At 69.2% G+C, this 18,837-nt stretch carries 17 protein-coding genes and 1 tRNA gene; 6 read left to right on the top strand and 12 right to left on the bottom strand.

The window, feature by feature from the left end:
• Positions 1-79: 79 nt before the first annotated feature.
• The 3 genes from hisG to metH all read right to left on the bottom strand — a co-directional run bounded on the left by hisG (position 80) and on the right by metH (position 4,917).
• Entirely contained in the window at positions 80-937 is an 858-nt protein-coding gene (hisG, locus tag G6N25_RS19800; RefSeq protein WP_083072414.1) for an ATP phosphoribosyltransferase, read from the bottom strand.
• A gap of 2 nt (positions 938-939) precedes the next feature.
• Positions 940-1,221 carry a phosphoribosyl-ATP diphosphatase gene (locus G6N25_RS19795; protein ID WP_083072413.1) on the bottom strand — a complete coding sequence of 94 codons (282 nt, stop codon included), beginning with the start codon at positions 1,219-1,221 and terminating at the stop codon, positions 940-942.
• 117 nt (positions 1,222-1,338) lie between these two features.
• Positions 1,339-4,917: a methionine synthase gene (gene metH / locus G6N25_RS19790; RefSeq protein ID WP_083072412.1), complete on the bottom strand. Its 3,579-nt coding sequence runs from the start codon at positions 4,915-4,917 to the stop codon at positions 1,339-1,341.
• Positions 4,918-5,035: 118 nt separating this feature from the next.
• On the opposite strand from metH, the gene G6N25_RS19785 reads away from it, so the two are divergent.
• Positions 5,036-5,884 carry a PAC2 family protein gene (locus G6N25_RS19785; RefSeq protein WP_372506936.1) on the top strand — a complete coding sequence of 283 codons (849 nt, stop codon included), beginning with the start codon at positions 5,036-5,038 and terminating at the stop codon, positions 5,882-5,884.
• A gap of 29 nt (positions 5,885-5,913) precedes the next feature.
• Here G6N25_RS19785 and mshC read toward each other — a convergent pair whose 3' ends face one another.
• The 6 genes from mshC to G6N25_RS19755 form a co-directional block, all read right to left on the bottom strand.
• Entirely contained in the window at positions 5,914-7,149 is a 1,236-nt protein-coding gene (gene mshC / locus G6N25_RS19780; RefSeq protein WP_083072411.1) for a cysteine--1-D-myo-inosityl 2-amino-2-deoxy-alpha-D-glucopyranoside ligase, read from the bottom strand.
• Between the two features lie 476 nt (positions 7,150-7,625).
• A complete protein-coding gene (locus tag G6N25_RS19775; RefSeq protein ID WP_083072410.1) occupies positions 7,626-8,414 on the bottom strand; it encodes a 3'(2'),5'-bisphosphate nucleotidase CysQ in 789 nt (262 codons plus the stop codon).
• Between the two features lie 31 nt (positions 8,415-8,445).
• On the bottom strand, positions 8,446-9,270 hold the full coding sequence (locus G6N25_RS19770) for an SCO1664 family protein (protein ID WP_083072409.1): 825 nt from the start codon (positions 9,268-9,270) through the stop codon (positions 8,446-8,448).
• Positions 9,254-9,841, bottom strand: a complete 588-nt coding sequence (locus tag G6N25_RS19765; protein WP_083072408.1) for a DUF3090 domain-containing protein — start codon at positions 9,839-9,841, stop codon at positions 9,254-9,256. Before G6N25_RS19765 ends, G6N25_RS19770 begins: the two co-directional genes overlap by 17 nt.
• A 63-nt stretch (positions 9,842-9,904) precedes the next feature.
• Entirely contained in the window at positions 9,905-10,603 is a 699-nt protein-coding gene (locus G6N25_RS19760; protein ID WP_083072407.1) for a histidine phosphatase family protein, read from the bottom strand.
• A 54-nt stretch (positions 10,604-10,657) separates the two neighbouring features.
• Positions 10,658-10,960 carry a phospholipase D-like domain-containing protein gene (locus tag G6N25_RS19755; RefSeq protein WP_083072406.1) on the bottom strand — a complete coding sequence of 101 codons (303 nt, stop codon included), beginning with the start codon at positions 10,958-10,960 and terminating at the stop codon, positions 10,658-10,660.
• 110 nt (positions 10,961-11,070) lie between these two features.
• On the opposite strand from G6N25_RS19755, the gene G6N25_RS19750 reads away from it, so the two are divergent.
• The 4 genes from G6N25_RS19750 (at position 11,071) to G6N25_RS19735 (ending at position 15,024) form a co-directional block, all read left to right on the top strand.
• Positions 11,071-12,138 carry a YncE family protein gene (locus G6N25_RS19750; RefSeq protein ID WP_408632424.1) on the top strand — a complete coding sequence of 356 codons (1,068 nt, stop codon included), beginning with the start codon at positions 11,071-11,073 and terminating at the stop codon, positions 12,136-12,138.
• The gene (locus tag G6N25_RS19745; protein ID WP_083072404.1) at positions 12,135-12,389 is read left to right on the top strand and encodes a DUF5703 family protein; all 255 of its coding nucleotides are present in this window, start codon (positions 12,135-12,137) and stop codon (positions 12,387-12,389) included. The genes G6N25_RS19750 and G6N25_RS19745 overlap by 4 nt, the downstream gene beginning before the upstream one ends.
• Positions 12,389-13,480, top strand: coding sequence for a quinone-dependent dihydroorotate dehydrogenase (locus tag G6N25_RS19740; RefSeq protein WP_083072403.1), 1,092 nt, complete (start codon positions 12,389-12,391; stop codon positions 13,478-13,480). The genes G6N25_RS19745 and G6N25_RS19740 overlap by 1 nt, the downstream gene beginning before the upstream one ends.
• A 104-nt stretch (positions 13,481-13,584) precedes the next feature.
• Positions 13,585-15,024: a PE family protein gene (locus G6N25_RS19735; RefSeq protein ID WP_232065968.1), complete on the top strand. Its 1,440-nt coding sequence runs from the start codon at positions 13,585-13,587 to the stop codon at positions 15,022-15,024.
• Between the two features lie 9 nt (positions 15,025-15,033).
• Here G6N25_RS19735 and G6N25_RS19730 read toward each other — a convergent pair whose 3' ends face one another.
• Positions 15,034-15,564: a YbhB/YbcL family Raf kinase inhibitor-like protein gene (locus G6N25_RS19730; RefSeq protein ID WP_083072402.1), complete on the bottom strand. Its 531-nt coding sequence runs from the start codon at positions 15,562-15,564 to the stop codon at positions 15,034-15,036.
• 64 nt (positions 15,565-15,628) lie between these two features.
• Positions 15,629-16,984, bottom strand: coding sequence for a M20/M25/M40 family metallo-hydrolase (locus G6N25_RS19725; protein ID WP_142272467.1), 1,356 nt, complete (start codon positions 16,982-16,984; stop codon positions 15,629-15,631).
• A gap of 104 nt (positions 16,985-17,088) precedes the next feature.
• Here G6N25_RS19725 and G6N25_RS19720 point away from each other — a divergent pair.
• Positions 17,089-17,174, top strand: a tRNA-Leu gene (locus G6N25_RS19720).
• Here the strand turns inward: G6N25_RS19720 and G6N25_RS19715 are convergent.
• Positions 17,156-18,802, bottom strand: coding sequence for a recombinase family protein (locus tag G6N25_RS19715; RefSeq protein ID WP_073875681.1), 1,647 nt, complete (start codon positions 18,800-18,802; stop codon positions 17,156-17,158). The two genes, G6N25_RS19720 and G6N25_RS19715, sit on opposite strands and share 19 nt — an antisense overlap.
• Positions 18,803-18,837 lie beyond the last annotated feature (35 nt).

Raw genomic sequence — 18,837 nt, 5'->3', positions numbered from 1 at the left:
GGGTCTCGGCCCATGGAGCGACACGGGCTTCGGCCCTTTAGGGCCCTAGCCGGACGCTAACACACCGCGGCCCGGTTGATCAGAATCGGCAGAACCTGACGTCGGACGCCAGAATCGCCTTGGCCCCGATGGCGGCGAGCTCGTCCATGATCTCGTTGACGCCGCGACGGGGCACCAACGCGCGGATCGCCACCCAGTCCGGGTCGGCGAGCGGGGCGATGGTCGGCGACTCCAGTCCCGGCGTGATCGACGTGGCCTTGTCCAAGACCGCGCGGGGGCAGTCGTAATCGAGCATCAGATATTGCTGGCCGAACACCACGCCCTGGACGCGGGCCACCAGTTGATCGCGGGCGGCCTTCGTCGCGCCATGGCCGTCGTGATCGGTGCGCTCGATCAGCACCGCCTCCGAATCGCACAGCGCCTCACCAAAGGCCACCAGGTCGTGCAGGCTCAGGGTGCGACCGGACCCCACCACGTCGGCGATGGCGTCGGCCACCCCAAGTTGCACGGAGATCTCCACCGCTCCGTCGAGCCTGATGACCGTTGCCTCAATACCCCTGGCGGCCAAGTCTTTTCGGACCAGGTTCGGGTAGGCGGTGGCGATCCTTTTGCCGGCCAGGTCGGCCGTCGTCCAGGTGCGCCCGGCGGGGCCGGCGTAGCGGAAGCTCGACGACCCGAAACCCAGTGCCAGGCGCTCGCGAACCGGCGCGCCGGAGTCGGCCACCAGGTCGCGCCCGGTGATGCCGAAGTCGAGCTCGCCGGAACCGACATAGATGGCAATGTCTTTGGGGCGCAGGAAGAAAAACTCGACCTGGTTGACGGGGTCGATGACCGTCAGGTCCTTGGGGTCGGTGCGGCGCCGGTAGCCGGCCTCGGCGAGGATCTCGGTGGCCGGCTCGCTAAGCGCACCCTTGTTGGGAACCGCGACGCGCAGCATGCTCACAGCTTTCGGTAGACGTCGTCGAGGGACAGGCCGCGCGCGACCATCAGCACCTGGGTCCAGTACAGCAACTGGCCGATCTCCCCGGCCAGCGCGTCGTCGGATTCGTGCTCGGCGGCCAGCCACACCTCGCCGGCCTCCTCCAGGATCTTCTTGCCCAGGCCGTGTATGCCGCCGTCCAGCGCGGCGACCGTGGCGCTGCCGGCCGGACGGGTGCGGGCGCGATCGCCGAGCTCGGCGAACAGATCCTCGAAGGTCTTCACGGCGAGCGATTGTTTCACGGGACGGCCGGCAAAGTCACTTTTGTTTCTCGTCGATCCCCACCGCGAGGGTGCGCAGATTGCCATGCTCAGCGGCGTGTCGGCGTACAAACACGCACGCTCGCACGCGGGAGGGGCTTAGACGTTGAAGTATTTGGCCTCGGGGTGGTGCAGGACGAACGCGTCGGTGGACTGCTCGGGGTGCAGCTGCAGCTCCTCGGACAGCGTCACCCCGATGCGCTCGGGCTCCAGCAGCCCCATCATCTTCGCCCGGTCCTCCAGGTTCGGGCAGGCGCCGTAGCCGAAGGCGAAACGGGCGCCGCGATAGCCGAGCTTGAAGTAGTCCTCGACGGCCGACGGGTCCTCGGCCGACATCGCCCGGTCCCCGGAGAACGTCAGCTCCTCGCGGATGCGCCGGTGCCAGTACTCGGCCAGCGCCTCGGTGAGCTGCACGCCGATCCCATGCACCTCGAGGTAGTCGCGGTAGGAGTCGGACGCGAACAGCTCGTTGGCGAAGTCGGCGATCGGTCGGCCCATCGTCACCAGCTGGAAGGGCAGCACGTCCACCTGGCCGCGCTCGCGGGCCAGGTCCCGGGACCGGACGAAGTCGGCGATGCACAGGAAGCGGCCGCGCTGCTGGCGCGGGAAGGTGAACCGATACCGCTGCGCCGCATCGGGTTTGGGTTCGGCGAGCACGACGACGTCGTCGCCCTCGGACACCGCCGGAAAGTAGCCGTACACCACCGCCGCGTGCGCCAGGATGCCGTCGGTGGATAGGCGGTCCAGCCAGTACCGCAGCCGGGGCCGCCCTTCGGTCTCGACGAGGTCCTCGTACGAGGGCCCCTCGTCGCCGCGCGTGCCGCGTAATCCCCACTGCCCCAGGAACAGTGCGCGCTCGTCCAGCAACCCGGTGTAGTCGGCGACCGCCAGGCCCTTGACGATGCGCGACCCCCAGAACGGCGGAGCCGGCACCTCGACGTCGGCGGCGACGTCGGAGCGTTCGGGCACCTCGACCGGGATTTCTTCGGCCTTTCGTTGCGCGGCGATGCGCTTGGACCGCTCGTGGCGGGCCTTACGCTCGGCCTCCTTCTCGCGGGCCTGGATGGCCTCCGGGCTGTCGGTGTCGGGCGCCTCGCCGCGCTTGGCGCTCATGATGGTGTCCATCAGCTTCAAACCCTCGAAAGCGTCTCGCGCGTAATGCACTTCGCCCTCGTAGATGTCGGCCAGGTCGTTCTCCACGTAGCTGCGGGTCAGCGCCGCACCGCCGAGCAGCACCGGAAACTTTGCGGCCACGCCGCGGGTGTTCATCTCCTCGAGGTTTTCCTTCATCACCACGGTGGACTTCACCAGCAGCCCCGACATCCCGACCACGTCGGCGCTCTTGTCCTCGGCCACTTCCAGGATGTTGGTGATCGGCTGCTTGATGCCGATGTTGACCACCTCGTAGCCGTTGTTGGAGAGGATGATGTCGACCAGGTTCTTGCCGATGTCGTGCACGTCGCCCTTGACGGTGGCCAGCACGATGCGGCCCTTGCCCGAATCGTCTTCGGATTTCTCCATGTGCGGTTCCAGGTACGCCACAGCGGTTTTCATCACCTCGGCCGACTGCAGCACGAACGGCAGCTGCATCTGCCCGGAGCCGAACAGCTCGCCGACCGTCTTCATGCCGGCCAGCAGGTTCTCGTTGATGATGGCCAGCGGCGGCTTTTGGGTCATGGCCTCGTCCAGGTCGGCCTCCAGGCCGTTGCGCTCGCCGTCGACGATGCGCTGGGCCAGCCGCTCGAAGAGCGGCAGCTTGGCCAGTTCGGCGGCGCGGGATTCCTTCGACGACGCCGCCGACACGCCCTCGAAGAGCCGCATCAGCTCCTGCAGCGGGTCGTATCCCTCGCGGCGGCGGTCGTAGACCAGGTCGAGCGCGACGTTGCGCTGCTCCTCGGGAATCCGGTTGATGGGCAGGATCTTCGACGCGTGCACGATCGCCGAGTCCAGCCCGGCCTCCTGGCACTCGTGCAGGAACACCGAGTTGAGGACCTGGCGCGCAGCCGGATTGAGGCCGAACGAGATGTTGGACAGCCCGAGCGTGGTCTGCACGTCGGGGTGCCGCTGCTTGAGCAGCCGGATGGCCTCGATGGTCTCGATGCCGTCCTTGCGCGACTCCTCCTGCCCGGTGGCGATGGTGAACGTCAAACAGTCGATGAGGATGGACGATTCGTCCACGCCCCAGTTGCCGGTGATGTCGTCGATCAGCCGCTCGGCGATCTCGACCTTCTTTTCCGCGGTGCGGGCCTGGCCCTCCTCGTCGATGGTCAGCGCGACCACCGCGGCGCCGTGCTCGGCGACCAGCTCCATGGTCTTGACGAAGCGCGACTCGGGTCCGTCGCCGTCCTCGTAGTTCACCGAGTTGATGGTGCAGCGCCCGCCCAGGTGCTCCAAGCCGGCCCGCAGGACGGGGGTTTCGGTGGAGTCCAGCATGATCGGCAGCGTCGACGCCGTGGCCAGCCTGCTGGCCAGCGCCGCCATGTCGGCCGCGCCGTCGCGGCCCACGTAGTCGACGCACAGGTCCAGCAGGTGCGCGCCGTCGCGGGTCTGGTCCTTGGCGATGTCGAGGCAGCGCTGGTAGTCCTCGGCGATCATCGCCTCGCGAAAGGCCTTGGAGCCGTTAGCATTGGTGCGCTCGCCGATTACCAGCACCGAGGCTTCCTGCCTGAAGGGGACCGCGGTGTACAGCGAGGATACCGACGGCTCGTAGGTCACCTGCCGCTCGGGACGCTTGATGTCGGCCACCGCGGCGGCGACCTTCCGGATGTGATCCGGGGTGGTGCCGCAGCAGCCGCCGACCAGCGACAGGCCGAACTCGGTGATGAAACCGGCCAGCGCGTCGGCCAATTCGTCGGGCTGCAAAGGGTATTCGGCGCCCTTGGCGCCCAGCCCCGGCAGCCCGGCGTTGGGCATCACCGACACCGGGATGCGGGCGTGCCGGGACAGGTAGCGCAGGTGCTCGCTCATCTCGGCGGGACCGGTCGCGCAGTTCAGGCCGATCATGTCCACGCCGAGCGGCTCGACGGCCGTCAGCGCCGCGCCGATCTCGCTGCCCAGCAGCATGGTGCCGGTGGTCTCCACGGTGACGTGAGCGAACACCGGGATGTGCCGGCCGGCCCGCGCCATGGCGCGCCGGGAGCCCAGCACGGCGGCCTTCAGCTGCAGCAGGTCCTGGCAGGTCTCCACCAGGATGGCGTCGGCGCCCGCCTCGAGCATGCCGAGCGCCGCCTCGGCATAGGCGTCGCGGATCACCCGGTACTCGGTGTGGCCCAGGGTGGGCAGCTTGGTGCCCGGCCCCATCGACCCCAGCACGTAGCGCCTGCGGCCGGGGCCCGCCAGCTCGTCGGCGACCCGGCGCGCGATCGCGGTGCCCTTTTCCGAGAGGTCGCGGATCCTGTCGGCGATGTCGTAGTCGCCCAGGTTGGACAGGTTGCAGCCGAAGGTGTTGGTCTCCACGGCGTCGGCGCCGGCCTCGAAGTAGGCGCGGTGGATCTTCTCCAGCACGTCGGGCCGCGTCTCGTTGAGGATCTCGTTGCAGCCCTCCAGGCCGCGGAAGTCGTCCAGCGTGAGGTCGGCGGCCTGCAGCTGGGTGCCCATCGCGCCGTCGCCGACCACCACCCGCTGCGCCAGGGTGTCGAGGATGTCGGTGTCGTAGCGGTGTTCGTTAGCGGCGGTCACGCCAACAAGGATAGTCGGTCTATGAAATTCCCCCAGTGGTTGACAGCTCTCTGACAGGGGCCCCGGAACATTGCTGACATCCGCGCAGGACGCCGGCCCGACCCCGTACGCTGATTCTGTGAGCGCGCTGCCCGAACTGCACAACACCATCGTCGTGGCGGCGTTCGAGGGCTGGAACGACGCCGGCGACGCGGCCAGCGACGCGATCGAGCACCTGGACGCGATCTGGGAAGCCGATCCGATCGTGGAGATCGACGACGAGGCGTACTACGACTACCAGGTGAATCGCCCCGTCATCCGCCAGGTCGACGGGGTCACCAGGGAGTTGGTGTGGCCGGCGATGCGCATCACGCACTGCCGGCCGCCGGGCAGCGACCGCGACGTCGTCCTGATGCACGGGGTGGAGCCGAACATGCGCTGGCGCACCTTCTGCGCCGAGTTGGTGGCCATCGCCGACAAGCTCAACGTCGACACCGTCGTGATCCTCGGGGCCCTGCTGGCCGACACCCCGCACAGCCGGCCGGTGCCGGTCTCGGGTGCGGCCTACTCCCCCGAGTCGGCGAAGCGCTTCGGCCTCGAGGAAACCCGCTACGAGGGCCCGACCGGGATCGCCGGGGTGTTTCAGGACGCCTGCGTGGCCGCCGGGATTCCGGCGGTGACGTTCTGGGCCGCGGTCCCGCACTACGTGTCGACCCCGCCTAACCCGAAGGCGACGGTGGCGCTGCTGCGCCGCGTCGAGGACGTGCTGGACATCGAGGTGCCGCTGGGTGACCTGCCGGCGCAGGCCGAGGAGTGGGAGCAGGCGATCACCGAGATGGCCACCGATGACGAGGACCTGGCCGAATACGTGACGTCGCTAGAGGAGCGCGGCGACGCCGAGGTCGATATGAACGAAGCCCTGGGCAAGATCGACGGCGACGCGCTGGCCGCGGAATTCGAACGGTACCTGCGTCGCCGGCACAAGTGACGTCCCGAGTTCGGCGGCCGGCGTGGCCGTCACAGATCCACCCCGAGTAACGCGTCGATCGCGGTCGTCACCAATGTCGGCGCCCCGGCGTCGTGACCGCCGTACTCCAGCGCGTCGGTGGCCCAACCATCAAGTGCAGCAAGGGCTTTCGGCGTGTTCAGGTCGTCGGCCAGATACTGGCGCGCCCGGGCGACGACGTCGGTGGCGTCCGGGCCGGCGGGCAGGGCGGTCGCGGTGCGCCAGCGCCGCAGCCGGGCGGTCGCCTCGTCGAGCACCTCCCGGCCCCAAAACCGGTCCGCGCGGTAGTGGCCGGCCAGCAGGCCCAGCCGGATGGCGGACGGCTCGACGCCTTGCGCGCGCAACGCCGACACCAGGACCAGGTTGCCGCGGCTCTTGGACATCTTGTGCCCGTCCCAGCCGATCATCCCGGCGTGCACGTAGTGCCGGGCGAATCGCCGCTCGCCGCGGACGCATTCAGCATGGGCGGCGGTGAACTCGTGATGCGGGAAGATCAGGTCGCTGCCCCCGCCCTGGATGTCCAGGCCGCTGCCGATCCGGCTGAGCGCGATCGCCGCGCACTCGACATGCCAGCCGGGCCGACCGGCGCCGAACGGTGAGGGCCAGCTGGGCTCCCCGGGCCGCGCGGCCCGCCACAGCAGGGCGTCGAGCTCGTCGTTCTTCCCTGGGCGGCGCGGGTCGCCGCCGCGCTCGGCGAACAGCCGCAGCATGGTGTCGCGGTCGTAGCCGGACTCGTAGCCGAACTGCGGCGTGGCGTCGGCCCGGTAGTAGACGTCCGGGTAGTGGTCATCGAGGACGTACGCGGCGCCCGAGGCCAGCATCTTCTCGACGAGCTCGATCACGTCGGGGATCGCCTCGGTCGCCCCGACGTATTCGCGTGGCGGCAGGATCCGCAGGGCCGCCATGTCGTCGCGGAAGAGGGCGACCTCGCGCCCGCCGAGGTCCCGCCAGTCGACCCCGTCGCGATCGGCGCGCTCCAGCAGGGGGTCGTCGACGTCGGTGACGTTCTGCACGTAGTGCACGTCATGGCCGAGGTCCAGCCACTGCCGATAGACCAGGTCGAACGTCAGGTACGTGGCCGCGTGACCCAGATGCGTTGCGTCGTAGGGCGTGATCCCGCAGACGTACATGGTGGCTTTGGTCCCGGCCGCCACCGGGCGCACTTGCCGGTCGGAGGTGTCGTAGAGCCGTAGCTCCGGGCCGCGTCCCGGCAACACCGGAACCTGTGCGGGGGGCCACGCCTGCATCCCTCGACTTTAGGCGGGCTGACGATGCGGCCCGCGCAGCGGGGCGAGGTGGGGGCACCCCCAGCCGCGCAGCGGGCCGCGCCTTGTCACATCGGCCCCATTGGCCTCCCCGGGAGGAGGGGCACCCGATGTGCCCACCTCAGCGCGACAACCCGCACGGTAGGCCTGTCGCGCGGCGACGTTGTCGCGCTGAGGTGGGCACATCGCGTGTCCGCCGGTCCAGAGACTGGTGTGGCACGTGCGACCAATGCGACACAATTGACCAGCGGTGCGTCCGGTGCTAACCCAGGTGCTAACGGTCTGGCCCGCAAGCTCGTCGGGGGTTGTGACCAGACGCCGCTGGCGCCGAGTCTGCGCTGGTGGCATCGAGCCTGCGTCCACGGCTAGCTTTTCGCCTCGAATGCCGCTACCACCGCAGTCTCGATGGCGCCAGCGAAAGTCTCGATGGCCCAGCGAACAGCTAGCCCCGCGAACAGCTAGCCCCGCGCCTCGCGGATGGCGCCGAGCAGGATCGGCGCCAGCTCGGCGCGACACATGACAAAGTCGGGCAGGTACGGGTCGAGCTGGTTGTAGCGCAACGGCGAGCCGTCGAGCCTCGAGGCGTGCATGCCCGCGGCCATCACCACCCCGGCCGGCGCCGCCGAGTCCCATTCCCACTGGCCTCCCGCGTGCACGTAGGCGTCGACCTCGCCGTCGACGATGGCCATCGCCTTCGCGCCCGCCGACCCGATCGCGACGGGCTGAATGGGCAGCGACTGCCGCATGCGGTGCAGGACCGCGGGCGGGCGGGTCGCGCTGACGGCCACCCGGATGGTCGCGGGGACGCCGACGCGCGCGGCGCCGGCCGTCACGGTGTCGCTGCGGTACACCGTGTTTCCGCGGGCCGGCAGCGCGACCGCCGCGTCGGTGATCTCGCGCTGGCCGTCGGTGGGGCGCTGCCACAGCGCGACGTGCACCGCCCAGTCGTCGCGGCCCGGTGTGGAGAACTCGCGGGTGCCGTCCAACGGGTCGATGATCCACACCCGGTCGTGATTCAGCCGCGACAAATCGTCGTGGGCCTCCTCGCTGAGCACCGCGTCGCCCGGCCGCTCGGCGCGCAACCGACGCAAGATCAGCGCGTTCGCCAGGCTGTCCCCCGCGTCGCCCAAAGCCCAGGGATGGCCGAAACCGACCTCCTCGCGCACCTTCAGCAGCAACTCCCCCGCGTCCGCGGCGAGATCGGCGGCCAGTGCGGCATCAGTCGTCTCATCCGCGCGCGGGCTCACCGCTTCAGTATCGCCGACGACAAAGCCCGCCCTAGAACGCCGGCCACGGAATCGGACGATGCCGGTTCGGTCCGGGCATGACCGGGTCTGCCAGCAGCGCGCGGGCCCGGCCGCGCAGCGCCGCGATTTCCGCCGGGGTGATCAGGCCGGCCAACTCGTCGCCGAGCGAACCGCCAAGGGCATCGACCAGCCCTGCCACAGCCTCCAGGGTCTCGTCGTCGACCGGCTTGCCCGCCCAGCCCCACAACACGGTGCGCAGCTTGTTCTCCACGTGCAGGCACACGCCGTGGTCGACGCCGTACACCCGGCCGTCGAGGTCGCGCAGGACGTGGCCGCCCTTGCGATCGGCGTTGTTGATCAGCACGTCGAACACCGCCATCCGCCACAACCGGATGTCGTCGGCGTGCATCAGGATCACCTCGTCGCCGGCGTAGTCGTAGGCGCGCAGCACCGGCAGATAACCCGGCTCCAATTTGTCGGCGGGAAACAGGTCGACCAAATCGGGTCCGGGCCTGGGATCGGAGTCGGCCGCGTCACCGGGCTGCTCCACCCACAGCTGCAGCATGCCCGGACCCGCGGGCCCGTGACGAATGATCGTGTAGGGCACAAGGTTCCATCCCAACCGCGCCGACACCAGGTAGGCGGCGAGCTCGCGGCCGGCCAACGTTCCGTCGGGAAAATCCCACAGCGGCGCCTCACCCGAGACCGGCTTGTAGACGCAGTGCACGTTCGAGTCGCCGAGCGCCGACTCGCACAGGAAGGTGGCGTTGCTGGCCGAGCGGATGCGTCCGAGGACCGTCAGCTCGCCGTCCCGCAGCGCCCGACGTTCGTCATGCCCGTTATTCCCGGGGTTCATCGTCAGGCCCGAGCAGCGCGCTGCGCTTGAAGCCGTTGGTGCGCGCGCAGATATGGCCCTCCGGGTCCAGCGGCTCGTCGCACAGCGGGCATGGCGGACGTCCCGCCGAGATGACGCGATTGGAACGAGTGGCGAACTGCCGCGCCGACTCCGGCGTCAAGAACACCCGCACCGCGTCGGGACCCTCCTCGGTGTCGTCGAGCACCACCGACGCGTCGAACTCGGCGTCGGTGACGGCCAGCAATTCGACCACCACGGTCTGGGCCTCCGAGTCCCAGCCCAGGCCCATCGTCCCGACCCGGAACTCGGCGTCGACCGGTGTGATCAACGGGTTCAGGTCGTCGACCTCGGTGGGTTCCGGGGGAACCGGTGTGCCGAACCTGCGGTTCACCTCGAGCAGCAGCGCGCCGATGCGTTCCGCGAGCACCGCGACCTGTTGCTTCTCCAATACCACCGACACCACACGGGAATCGCCCACCGCTTGGATGTAAAAGGTGCGATTTCCGGGCTGGCCAACGGTCCCAGCCACGAAGCGGTCGGGTGTGCGGAAGACATGAATTGCGCGGGCCATGGCACCTCCAAAATACCGGCTGTTGCCGTCGCCGTGCGATGCGATTGCCCGGCCGGAGCGGAATCAATCGGTCGAGCCGCCGACCACCGCGTCGGCCGACGGCACCGCCCCGTCGCTCTCCGGCTTGCCCTCCGGCGGGGGCCCCGCGCGCAACGCGGCGGCCAGCCGCGCGCCAGTGTGGTTGACGTGCAACACGAACGGACGCAGCGGGGTGTAACTGATGACGCTCACCGAGCCCGGGTCGGCGGTGACGCGCTGGAACCCATCCAGGTGCATGCCGTAGGCGTCGGCGATGACGGCCTTGATGACGTCACCGTGAGTGCAGGCGACCCATAGCGCATCACCGCCCAGCCGCCGGTCGTGTTCGCGCACGGCGGCGACGGCGCGCGCCTGCACCTGGGCCAAACCCTCGCCGCCGGGGAACTCCGCCGCGCTGGGGTGGGCCTGGACCACCCGCCACAGCGGCTCCTTGGCCAACTCACCGATCTTGCGGCCCGTCCATTCGCCGTAGTCCACCTCGGCGAGCCGGTCGTCGATCAGCGGCTCGAGGCACAGCGCTTCGGCGAGCGGCTCGACGGTGCGCCGGCAGCGCAGCAGCGGCGAGCTGACCACCGCCCGGATCGGCAGGTCGCCGATCCGATCGATCAGCCCGGCGGCCTGCTCGCGGCCCTTGTCGTCGAGGTCGACGCCCTCCGAACGACCGGCCAGGACGCCGGCGGTGTTCGAGGTGGAACGGCCGTGCCGTAACAGGATGACGGTCACGACGACGACCGTACCCGGTGTGCGCGGTCGGCTACGCCGCGCTGGCGATCGCCACTAGCCCGAGACCGGCACCGCGCGGGCGACCGAGTCGCGCACCGCGGCGATCAGGCTGCGCTCGTCGGTGAGGTCGATGTCGACCAGGCTGCGGGCCGCCCTGGCCACCACCTCTTCGGCCTGCGGAACGGGCCCGGCCAGGCACGGCCGGTAAACCTCGACGACGAGAGACCGATGCTCGATATGGAAGGAAAAACTGCGCCCATCACCGACTTGCCCGTATCCGCTGGCGAAGATGCCTGTCGATATGTCTTCGACAGCAAACTCTTTCTCCGCGATATGCCGGTCAACGATGACGGTCATGACGCGACCATACCTCTCCAGAACGACCCGATGTGGGCGACATGGCCATATTGGATGCGAAACCGTTCCCTAAGATTTGACTTTCACGTTGGTTGGGCGAGGGACGGTAATTGCTGCGACGGCATGGACGAGAAAAATACTCAGTTCGACGGTGCGTGCTGCCTTTGCTGGCGTTGATCGCCGGATGTGCTGGCTGTTCGGCGAATCCGCTCCACAGCGCCCCGCCCACGATAGAACCGGCGCAACCCGCCCAATCGCCGCCGGCGTCTCAGCGCCCCGCTGGCGCGGTGTGCCCGCTGGACGGCCACGCCACCGCGGCCGTCTTCGACGCCGGCACCCACCGCTTGGCGGTCCTGGCCCCCGGCGCCGACGCCGCGGCGCCCGCCAGCCTCACCGAGTTCGGCGACCCGCACGACGCGCCGCGCGTCGTCGCCCTGCCGGGCTCGGCGACCGCGCTGACCGGCGACGGCCGCGGCACGGCCTACCTGGCGACCCGGGGCGGCTACTTCGCGGTCGACCTGTCGACCGGCCGCGCGGCGCGGGTGCCCGTCGCCGACGCCCGGGAGGCCGAATTCACCGCGATCGCCCGGCGGGCCGACGGAAAGCTGGTGTTGGGCAGCGCCGACGGCGCCGTCTACACCCTTGCCTCCCGGACGCCGGACGCGGTGGGCGACGCGACGGCCGTCGGCCGGAACAAGATCTTCGCGCGCGTCGATTCCCTTGCCACCCAAGGAAATACGACGGTAGTCCTGGACCGTGGGCAGACCTCGGTGACGACGATCGGCGCCGATGGCCGCGTCGAGCAGGCGCTGCGGGCCGGCGAGGGCGCGACCACGCTGGCCGCCGATCCGCTGGGGCGGGTGTTGGTCGCCGACACCCGCGGCGGCCAACTGCTGGTCTACGGTGTCGACCCGCTGATCCTGCGCCAGGCCTACCCGGTGCGGCAGTCCCCCTACGGCCTGGCCGGCTCCCGCGCGCTGGCCTGGGTGTCCCAAACCGCGTCGAACATGGTCATTGGTTACGATCTGTCAACCGGAATTCCCGTCGAAAGGGCGCGATACCCAACCGTGCAGCAACCCAACTCGTTGGCCTTTGACGAAGCGTCGGACACCTTGTACGTGGTGTCGGGGTCGGGTGCGGGCGTCCAGATCGTCGAGCACGCGGCGGGCGGCCCGTGACGGCGCCACGGTGGAGTCGGCTGCCCGCGGGCTGGGACACCGAGATGTCCGACGAATACGAGTGGATACCGCTGCGCCTGCCGCCCGAGGTGACCCGGCTCAGCGCCTCCACCCGGCTGTCCATCGAGGCCGAATATCGCGGCTGGGAGCTGACACGGGTGCGGCTCTACACCGACGGCAGCAGGCGGGTGTTGTTGCGCCGCAAGAAGTCTCGCCTGGATAGCCGGCGGCCCGACCAGCCCGAGCTGTGATGTACCGGCTCGTGCGCCGGCTGCTTTTCGTGCTCCCGCCCGAGCGCATCCACACGCTGGCTTTCGCTTTTCTGCGCGGCGCGACCGCCATCGGTGCGGCGCGGCGGGTGCTGCACCGGCTGCTGGGCCCGAGCGATCCGGTGCTGGCCAGCACGGTGTTCGGCGTGCGCTTCCCCGGGCCGCTCGGGCTGGCCGCCGGCTTCGACAAGGACGGCATGGGGCTACTCACCTGGGGCGCTTTGGGTTTCGGTTATGCGGAGGTCGGCACCGTCACCGCCCGCCCGCAGCCCGGCAACCCGGCCCCCCGCCTGTTTCGGCTGCCCGCCGACCGAGCCCTGCTGAACCGGATGGGGTTCAACAATCGGGGCGCGGGCGCGCTGGCGATCCGGCTCGCCCGCCACCGACCCGAGGTGCCGATCGGGGTCAACATCGGCAAGACGAAGACGACCCCGGCCGCCGACGCGGTCGCCGATTACCGGGCGAGCGCCCGGCTGGTCGGCCCGCTGGCGTCGTATCTGGTGGTCAACGTCAGCTCGCCGAACACGCCGGGCCTGCGCGACCTGCAGGCCGTCGCGGCGCTGCGGCCCATCCTGGAGGCCGTCCTGGTGGAAGCCTCGGCGACGTCCACACCGGTCCTGGTGAAGATCGCGCCCGATGTCTCCGACTCCGACATCGACGACATCGCGGACCTGGCCGTCGAGCTGGGCCTGGCGGGCATCGTCGCCACCAACACCACGGTGTCGCGCGACGGCCTGGTCACGCCCGGGGCCGACGGGCTGGGTGCCGGCGGCATCTCCGGGCCACCGCTGGCGCGCCGCGCCTGCGAGGTGCTGCGCCGCCTCTACGGCCGGGTCGGCGGCCGCCTGGCGCTGATCAGCGTCGGCGGCATCGAGACCGCCGACGACGCGTGGGACCGGATCACCGCGGGCGCGTCGCTGCTGCAGGGCTATACCGGCTTCATCTACGGCGGGGGCTTGTGGCCCAAGCACATTCACGACGGCATCGCCCGGCGGCTGCACGACGGCGGGTTCGCCTCCCTCAGCGAGGCGGTCGGGTCCGCGGCCCCCGGACCGGGGAGACCGCCGGGCTGAATCGGGCCAAGTCGCCGCCATAGCCGGGTAGAACACGTTACAGTTTGTTCCGTTCAGTGCGGGTACGGCCAAGGCATGAGTCAGGGGAGATGGCGTTGTCGTTCGTGATCACGACGCCGGAGACGGTGACGACCGCGGCCGGGAATCTGGCAGACATCGGCACAACGTTGGGGCAGGCCATTACGGTGGCCTCGGGCCCCACGACCGAGATCGTGACCGGGGCCGCCGACGAGGTGTCGATCGCGATTTCGCGGCTGTTCAGCCAGTACGGCCAGGAATTCCAGGCGTTGGGCGCCCGAACGGCGGCGTTTCATGACGACTTCGTGCGCCTGTTGAACGGCGGCGCGGCGGCCTACCTCAGCACCGAGATCGCCAATGCCCAGCAGAGCCTGGCGAACCCCGCCGCACCCGGCGCGGGCGCCGTCGGCGCCGCCGCCGGCCCTTACCAAACCCTCTTCGCCAACACCGCCACCAACCTACAAAGCCTCGGGAACGCCTGGGTTGCCGACCCGTTCCCGGTCCTCCGGCAGGTCGTCGCCAACCAGCAGGTCTACGGGCGGACGGTCGCCACGGCGCTTGCCACCGGCATCCAGAACCTCCCCGCGGAGTTGGCGAACCTGCCGACCACCTTTCAGGCCGGCATGCAGCGGCTCTCGGCCTTCAACCCGGGGGCTCTGCTGCAGCGGTTCGTCAACCAGCAGATCGGCTACGCCCAGACGATCACCACGTCGCTACAGCTCGCGGGCCAGGGCTTCGCGACCACCCTGCCCGTCTTCCAGACCGACGTGGGGATGGCCTACCACGCGCTCGCGACGGGCGATTACAACGGCGCGGTGAACGACCTGGCGCAGGGCTTCAAAAACCTCTTCGTCACCGGAATCGACGCCAGCAACTCGTCGGACATCAAGCCGGTGGGCCCGGCGGGCGACCTGCTTCCCATCCTCACCATCCCCGGGCAGCTGGCGCAGAACCTCACCGGCCTGTTTCCCACCGGCTCCATCCCCGCACAGCTGGCGCAGAACTACGCCAACGTGATCGATGTGCTCACGAACCCGGAGGTCTCGGTGACCCCGACGCTGCAGGTGCACCAGACGCCCCCCATCGAGCTCGACGCCTTCTTCGGGCTGCCATCGTCACTCGGCTTCAGCGCGATCGGTCCGCCGCTCGCCGGACTGGACGCGCTCGCCACCAGCGCGACGACGTTTGTGCAGGCAGTGCAGACCGGGAACGGTGTGGGAGCGCTCACCGCAATCGTCGACGCCCCGGCCGTCGTCGCCAACGGCTTCCTCAACGGGGAGACCCACGTGACCATGACGATGACAATGGACGTCGATCACCTCGCGATACCGGTCACCATGAACGTGCCCTTCGACGGGATTCTTGTTGCGCCGCACCCGATTACGGCCACGGTTGACCTGGGTGCCGCGGGCATTGGCGTCCCGGTGGACGTGACGCTCGGCGGCACGCCCTTCTCGGGCCTGCTTCCGGGGCTGGTGAACTACCTGCCCCAACAGCTCGCCAACGCGATCACACCCGTGGGATAGCGGGTTCCGCTACTTCTGTTCGTAGGTGCCGTAGATGTAGGCGCGCGCGATCGCGTGCTGGAACAGGTTGAACCCGAGAAAAGCGGGGCTGGCGTCCTCGGGCAGGTCGAGCTTGTCGACGTCCACGGCATGCACGGCGACGTAGTAGCGATGCGGCCCGTGGCCCGGCGGCGGTGCGGCGCCGACGTAACGGCGCATTCCGGCGTCGTTGACCAGCGTCAGCGCGCCGCCCGGCAGCTCATTGCCGTCGCCGGCGTTGTCGGGCAACTCCGTGACGTCGGCGGGCAGGTTGGCCACCGCCCAGTGCCAGAACCCGGACAGCGTCGGGGCGTCCGGGTCGTAGACGGTCACCGCGAAGCTGCGGGTCTCGTCGGGGAATCCCGACCAGCTCAGCTGCGGGCTGACGTCCTCTCCGCCGGCGCCGAGGATCCCGCTGATCTGCGCCGTGGCCAGCGGCTGACCGTTGGTGATCGAGTTCGAGGTCAGGCTGAACGACGGCAGCTTGGGCAGCGCGTCGTACGGGTCGGGCGGCAGGCTCATGGGCGGTCCTCTCGTGTCTTGTTCACTAGCTTCATCTGTTTCCGATTAGCCCCATCTTTTCCGATTAGCAGTGTGTCAGGAAGTGCGCCAGCACATCGGTGCCGAACCTCAACGCGTCGATGGGTACCCGTTCGTCGACACCGTGGAACAGCGCGGTGAAATCCAGATCCGGCGGCAACCGCAGCGGGGCGAAACCGAAGCACCGAATTCCCAAGCGCGCGAAGGCTTTTGCGTCAGTACCGCCGGAAAGCATGTAGGGCACCGTCCGGCTGTCCGGGTCGAACGCGAGCACCGCGGCGTTCATCGCGTCGACCAGGTCGCCGTCGAAGCCGGTCTGATACGACGGCAGGTCCCTGATCCATTCGCGGGTCACGTCGGGGCCCAGCAGCTCGTCGATCTCCTTCTCGAACGCCGCCTTCCGGCCCGGCAGGATGCGGCAGTCCACCACCGCTTCGGCCGTCGCCGGGATCACGTTGGCCTTGTACCCGGCCTTGAGCATGGTCGGGTTGGCGGTGTCGTGCAGGACGGCCTTGAGCACGCGAGCCATGGGGCCGAGCTTGTCGATCGTCCCCTCCAGATCGGCCGCGTCGGTCTCGAACGTCAGGCCGGTCTCCTCGCTGACCGCGGCCAGGAACTGGGCGACGGTGTCGGTCATCACCAGCGGAAACCGGTGTCGGCCCAGCCGGGCGACCGCCTCGGCGACCGCCGTCACGGCGTTGCGGTCGTGCGCCATCGAGCCGTGTCCGGCCGGGCCCCGGGCCGTCAGCCGCATCCACGACAGGCCCTTCTCGGCCGTCTCGATCACGTAGAGCCGGCGCTCGCCGCCGTCGCGGCGCGGCACGGTCAGGGAGAACCCGCCCACTTCCCCGACCGCCTCGGTGACGCCGTCGAACAGCTCGGGCCGATTCTTGATCAGCCATTGCGCCCCGTAGTGACCGCCGTGCTCCTCGTCGGCGACGAACGCGAACACCAGATCGCGGGGCGGCACGATGCCGGCCCGCTTCAACCGGCGGGCGACCACGATCATCATGCCGACCATGTCCTTCATGTCGACCGCGCCGCGGCCCCAGACGAAGCCGTCCTCGATCGCGCCGGAGAACGGGTGCACGCTCCACTCGGCCGGCTCGGCCGGCACCACGTCGAGATGCCCGTGGATCAGCAGGGCACCCCGCGAGCTGTCCGCGCCCTCCAGGCGGGCGAACACGTTGCCGCGGCCGGGCGCGCCGGATTCGACGTATTCCGTCTGGTAGCCGACCTCCTCGAGCTGCCCGGCGACCCACCGTGCGCACTCGGCCTCGCCTCGGGTCGTCTCGGGCTCGCCGGTGTTGGTGGTATCGAACCGGATCAGCCTGCTGACGACCTCGACCACATCGTCGCCGGGATCGGTCGGAGGCCGGCTCGCCCCGCTCTCAAGGGTCACAACCACCTTTCCTACCATTGGCGGGCCGCATCGTCGGCGAGCTGGGTTGGGTCCGGGCGGGCCAATCCGATAGCCTTAGCTGCCAACCCACGTGGTGTGGTCTAGTCCGAGTGGCGGAATGGCAGACGCGCTAGCTTGAGGTGCTAGTGCCCTACTAATGGGCGTGGGGGTTCAAGTCCCCCCTCGGACACATCCGGCGACACGACTTAAGTCGGCCGTCGCCTTGACTTGTCGCAGATGCGGATCGTAATCAAGGCGGAGCCCCAGGCTCGCGTACACCTCGGCGCGTTCCGCCCCGGTCGCCGCACCGAGCACGGCTGACAGCCCACCCAGTTCCTCGACCAATTCGCTGATCTGTGCCGCAGACATGACGCGGGGCCGCTCCGCTTGCTCAAGACGGGCCTTCAGCTCGTCGCGCTCGGCGGTGCGGCGACGCAATGCGGCGGTTAGGTCCTCCACGGCCACGCCGGACTCCACGGCGCTAACCAAAGCAGCAACCTTGGCATTCGCCTCGCGAAGCTGGCGCTGCAGGGCGGCGTAGCCAGTGCCGGCTGCCGGGTCCACATCCTGCCCGCGTGCGAGGTCTTCCGGATCGGCCAGGCTGGCGATCCATTCGTCAAGTCGCGCAGTCACCTCGTCTTCACGGAGATAGACGGTGCGCGGATGATCACTCAGGTCCACAGGTACAGAGCGCGACTTGCCCAGCTCACAACGGTAGAGAATGCGGGTCGTTCGTTTCCCGACGCGAGCGGCCCCCTGCATCCGCCGTCCACACGCGGCGCAGAACAACAGGCCGCGCAGCGCATACGGCACTGTCGATTCTCTGCTGCAAACGAGACCGGGACCACGCCGTGCCTGCGTCCGAAGGCGAACAGCCTGCACCAGTTCATCGGGAATCAGCGCTTCATGTGTGCGGCGATCTGGTGCGATCCAGTCGGCCTCATCACGCCACCGCATGCGAGTCTCATACCCCGCCGCGACATCGTCGGGGTTGACCAGGACCTCGTATTTCTCCTGCTTGCCCCAAACACGGATACCGCGGTACGCCGGGTTGTCGAGTATGGCGCGGATCGCCGAATGGGACCACCCTCGCGGGTCACGGTGACGATTCCGCACCGGGTCGTACTGGCTCGGTGACGGCACGCCATCGTCGGTGAGCTGTTGCGCGATGTAGCGCAGGCCCGCTCCGTCGGCGTACATGCGGTAGATCCGCTCGACAACCGAAGATGTCGCGGGGTCAGGTTCGAGGCGGTGAAGCCGCTGCCCAAGATTGGCCTTAGCAGGGTTTGGGTGCGGGCCGGCATCGACGAGCCGGTAACCGTAGGGTGGTCGACCACCGAGATATCTGGCCGTGTCCTGCGCAAGTGCCGACATCGCGGTACGGACGCGCATCTGGATTCGAGCGCGCTCTCCCTTGCTCATGCCACCGAACAGAGTCATCACCAGGTCGTGTGCCTCGGAGCCGGGATCAACCGCTCCGCCGACCTCGGGTACCCACAGGCCGACGCCGTAGTGCGTGAGGACAGGGAAGGTGAGCGCGAACTGCGGCCCGTAGAACGCACGGGCGGGTTCCCCGATCACTACAGCATCAAAGCTACGGTCCCGACAAGCGACATCAGCAAGGAGACGTGACGCCTCTGGCCTGCGCTTCCACGGCAGCGAACGGCTCTGTCCCACATCGAAGTAGTCAGCGGCGAGGACTCCGCCGTGCGGAGTGATCAAGTCCATGGCCCGCCGCTTCTGCCAGCTGCGGCTCGCCTCCGGATCTTGAGCGTCCTCCGTGCTCACTCGGCCATAGAAGGCGAACCTCAGACTCACCCCACTACCCTTCCTGATCCGAGCATCCGGTCCCG

The sequence above is a fragment of the Mycobacterium heidelbergense genome (assembly GCF_010730745.1).
Classification (GTDB): Bacteria; Actinomycetota; Actinomycetes; order Mycobacteriales; family Mycobacteriaceae; genus Mycobacterium; species Mycobacterium heidelbergense.
The sequence above is the reverse complement of the archived record's forward strand: the minus strand, read 5'-3'. Positions and strand labels throughout refer to the sequence as shown.

What these genes read in the sequence shown, in the direction of transcription:
- hisG (WP_083072414.1), bottom strand. Translation starts at nt 937, where the DNA reads ATGCTGCGCGTCGCGGTTCCCAACAAGGGTGCGCTTAGCGAGCCGGCC.
- mshC (WP_083072411.1), bottom strand. Translation starts at nt 7,149, where the DNA reads ATGCAGGCGTGGCCCCCCGCACAGGTTCCGGTGTTGCCGGGACGCGGC.
- G6N25_RS19770 (WP_083072409.1), bottom strand. Translation starts at nt 9,270, where the DNA reads ATGAACCCCGGGAATAACGGGCATGACGAACGTCGGGCGCTGCGGGAC.
- G6N25_RS19765 (WP_083072408.1), bottom strand. Translation starts at nt 9,841, where the DNA reads ATGGCCCGCGCAATTCATGTCTTCCGCACACCCGACCGCTTCGTGGCT.
- G6N25_RS19755 (WP_083072406.1), bottom strand. Translation starts at nt 10,960, where the DNA reads ATGACCGTCATCGTTGACCGGCATATCGCGGAGAAAGAGTTTGCTGTC.
- G6N25_RS19740 (WP_083072403.1), top strand. Translation starts at nt 12,389, where the DNA reads ATGTACCGGCTCGTGCGCCGGCTGCTTTTCGTGCTCCCGCCCGAGCGC.
- G6N25_RS19730 (WP_083072402.1), bottom strand. Translation starts at nt 15,564, where the DNA reads ATGAGCCTGCCGCCCGACCCGTACGACGCGCTGCCCAAGCTGCCGTCG.